At 50.8% G+C, this 3033-nt stretch carries 3 protein-coding genes; 2 read left to right on the plus strand and 1 reads right to left on the minus strand.

Features of this window, described 5'->3' with window-relative positions:
- Positions 1–306 precede the first annotated feature (306 nt).
- Positions 307–1251: a lysophospholipid acyltransferase family protein gene (locus HWQ67_RS15360; protein WP_218253565.1), complete on the minus strand. Its 945-nt coding sequence runs from the start codon at positions 1249–1251 to the stop codon at positions 307–309.
- 253 nt (positions 1252–1504) lie between these two features.
- Between HWQ67_RS15360 and HWQ67_RS15365 the strand changes: the two genes are divergently transcribed.
- Together HWQ67_RS15365 and arsB are read left to right on the plus strand one after the other, a co-directional pair.
- Positions 1505–1927 (plus strand): arsenate reductase ArsC, encoded by a 423-nt coding sequence (locus tag HWQ67_RS15365; protein ID WP_218253566.1) that lies wholly within the window; start codon positions 1505–1507, stop codon positions 1925–1927.
- Between the two features lies 1 nt (position 1928).
- The gene (gene arsB, locus HWQ67_RS15370; protein ID WP_218253567.1) at positions 1929–2966 is read left to right on the plus strand and encodes an ACR3 family arsenite efflux transporter; all 1038 of its coding nucleotides are present in this window, start codon (positions 1929–1931) and stop codon (positions 2964–2966) included.
- Positions 2967–3033 lie beyond the last annotated feature (67 nt).

Genomic DNA, 3033 nt, shown 5'->3' on the forward strand with positions numbered 1-3033 from the left:
CAATGCGCTCCTGGCCCCCTTCAGAACCCCCCGCAAGGGGAGGGGCGAGGCGCAATCTTGTCGCAGCGGGGGGTTGGCAACCCCTGGCTGAAAGTCGCACCCGCCCCGGGCACGAAGAAGTCCCCCTTTTATGCCGGGGGTCGCTGACCCCTTGACCCCATTATTTCACACTCAAATATCATGCCTGAAAAAACCTGCGTCATTTCAGTATACTCTATTTTAACATGTTTTTGAATACTTTGTGGTGTTTTAAGCACATGGATGGTGCATAAATTTTTCATAGATAACAAGTGGTAGCAGAAATGCTTATAACAGAAACGACGGGTCTCCCTTTGTGACCATAAAGGAGCGCCAGGCAAGGAAATACATGTAGTGGCAGGGGCGTTTCAGCACATATTGTTCCAGTCGGTCTGCAAACAACTGCGTGGCATACCTGATGTCTGCCGCCTTGTCTGAGCTGACCTTGTACTCCAGAGGCGGTTCTATTACCATCGTATTGGTTGCGTCTTTGTTTCTGAGCATAAACACGGGCAGGATGCAACAGCCTGTTCTTAAGGCCATGTCGATGGAGCCCGTTGGAAAGCAGGCCTTTCTGCCCAGGAAATCGACCTCTGTCGTGTCCTTGCCACCACCGCCGTCTATGGCAATCCCCAGGAACTCGTTTCTCTTAAGGCACATGAATGCCTCCCTCAGAGAACCGAATATATTTATGTGTTTAACGGGCAGGGACTGTTCGTTTTTCCACTTGTGTCTGAGCATCATCTTTTCAACCAGGGTTGATTTCATCTCCGGTAAACGCTCAATCCACACCGTAGCTGGGGCACTCATCTGACACATCCGATACCCCCTGTATCCCACGGCGGGCATGATCATCTGATTGGCCCCAAAGTGGGCAAACAACAGCATCGTCCCGCGGCCACCCTTGATGCCCTCCTCAAGGTACTGCTCACCAACGCACTTGACCATCCGGTGGATGTTGGCCGAGTTGAGCCTGGGGTAGAGAAACACCTCCATTTCGCTCAGGAAAAAGCCCTCCAGAGTTCGCTTTACAATCATATCCGTCCGTGAGCTTGTTGTCCACTCAAACAGGCGTTTCACCTCACGTTGAACCATCCGGCGCTTGCTCCTGGCTGCTATAAATGACACAAGCCCAATGCCCCTGGCAACAAGGTATGTCAACCTAAAGGGAAGTATGCCACCGGCAATACGCAAAAAAAAGAAATATATCAGCTTTAAAACATTCTTCAACATACACTTACTATTTTATCATATCTGCTATACTATAGCATATTTCGATTGGATTAAATACAAAATACGTGGCATTTTCATGGGGTCAAGGGGTCAGCGACCCCCGGCATAAAAGGGGGACTTCTTCGTGCCCGGGGCGGGTGCGACTTTCAGCTTTAGTATCCATAAAAAATACTCCCTTTATGCTATAATAACTGTACAGATATTTTACCATACTTATGATATGCTTTTGCGTAACATGAGTTAGGAGGTTACAATGACAAAGGTATTATTTGTGTGCGTACACAACAGCGCACGGAGTCAGATGGCAGAGGCGTTTCTGAACACTTTGGGCGGTGGGAAATTCGAGGCCCACAGCGCCGGATTGCAACCGGGAAGTCTCAACCCCGTCGTAGTAGAGGCAATGAAAGACGAAGGCATAGACATATCCGGCAACAAGACCAAGAGCGTCTTTGAGATGTACGACAGGGCGGAGCAGTTTGATTACGTTATCACCGTCTGTGACGAGTCCAGGGCGGAGGCATGTCCCACGTTTCCCGGCAACGCCAAAAAGCTCCACTGGGGCTTTGAAGACCCCTCCTCGTTAAACGGCAGCAGAGACGACGTCCTTGCAAGGACAAGGGAAATCCGGGATGCCATAAAGGCAAAGGTCATCCAGTGGATTGGAGGGCTAAAATAAGATGACAAAGGTCTCCGGCAAGTTATCCTTCCTCGACAGGTACCTGACGCTGTGGATATTTACGGCCATGTTTGTCGGGGTCGTGTGCGGATATCTGTTTCCGCAGGTTCAGGGCGTGTTAAACTTCTTCCAGGTGGGGACAACCAACATCCCCATAGCCATTGGTCTCATCCTGATGATGTACCCGCCCCTTGCAAAGGTCAAGTACGAACGGATGCCAGAGGTATTTAAGGACAAGCGCGTCCTGGCCCTTTCGCTGATTCAGAACTGGCTGATAGGCCCCGTGCTGATGTTTCTGTTGGCCGTTGTGTTTCTCAGGGACTATCCGCACTACATGTACGGGTTGATCCTCACGGGTCTTGCCCGCTGCATTGCAATGGTGATCGTGTGGAACGACCTCGCCGGTGGGGACCGTGAATATGCCGCCGGATTGGTGGCGCTTAACTCGGTGTTTCAGGTGCTGGTGTATGCGCTGTATGCCTTTGTCTTTCTATCGGTGCTGCTGCCGCTCTTTGGCGTAGAGGCAACCAGCATTGACGTCAGCATAGGGCAGATCGCCCGCAGTGTCCTGGTGTATCTGGGGATACCGTTTTTTGCCGGCGCCCTCAGCAGGTATGTCCTCATCAGGAAGAAGGGCGTCGACTGGTATGACAACGTATTCTCACCGGCCATCAGCCCCATGACCCTGGTGGCGCTGCTCTTTACGATCCTGGTCATGTTTGCCCTGAAAGGTGAGTACATACTGAAGCTCCCGATGGATGTGGTCAGGGTATTTATCCCGCTGGTTATTTACTTTGTCCTGATGTTTCTGGTGTCTTTCTTTATGAGCATGAAGCTGGGCACGGATTACCCAAAGACGGCAACGTTGTCCTTTACCGCCGCAAGCAACAACTTTGAGTTATCGATAGCCGTTACGATAGCCGTGTTCGGGATCAACTCCGGTGAAGCCTTTGCTGCCGTGATTGGCCCCCTGGCAGAGGTGCCCGTGCTGATCAGCCTCGTCAACGTGGCGCTGTTTTTTAAGAGGCGGTTCTTTTGATGAGAAAACAGGGTAATAGTTCAGCTATACAATTGAAATGTTGTGTATAATCAACTCAATGTCAACA

The organism is Candidatus Magnetobacterium casense, assembly GCF_019173545.1.
In the GTDB taxonomy this organism is placed as follows: Bacteria; Nitrospirota; Thermodesulfovibrionia; order Thermodesulfovibrionales; family Magnetobacteriaceae; genus Magnetobacterium; species Magnetobacterium cryptolimnobacter.

What these genes read in the sequence shown, in the direction of transcription:
- HWQ67_RS15365 (WP_218253566.1), top strand. Translation starts at nt 1,505, where the DNA reads ATGACAAAGGTATTATTTGTGTGCGTACACAACAGCGCACGGAGTCAG.
- HWQ67_RS15360 (WP_218253565.1), bottom strand. Translation starts at nt 1,251, where the DNA reads ATGTTGAAGAATGTTTTAAAGCTGATATATTTCTTTTTTTTGCGTATT.
- arsB (WP_218253567.1), top strand. Translation starts at nt 1,929, where the DNA reads ATGACAAAGGTCTCCGGCAAGTTATCCTTCCTCGACAGGTACCTGACG.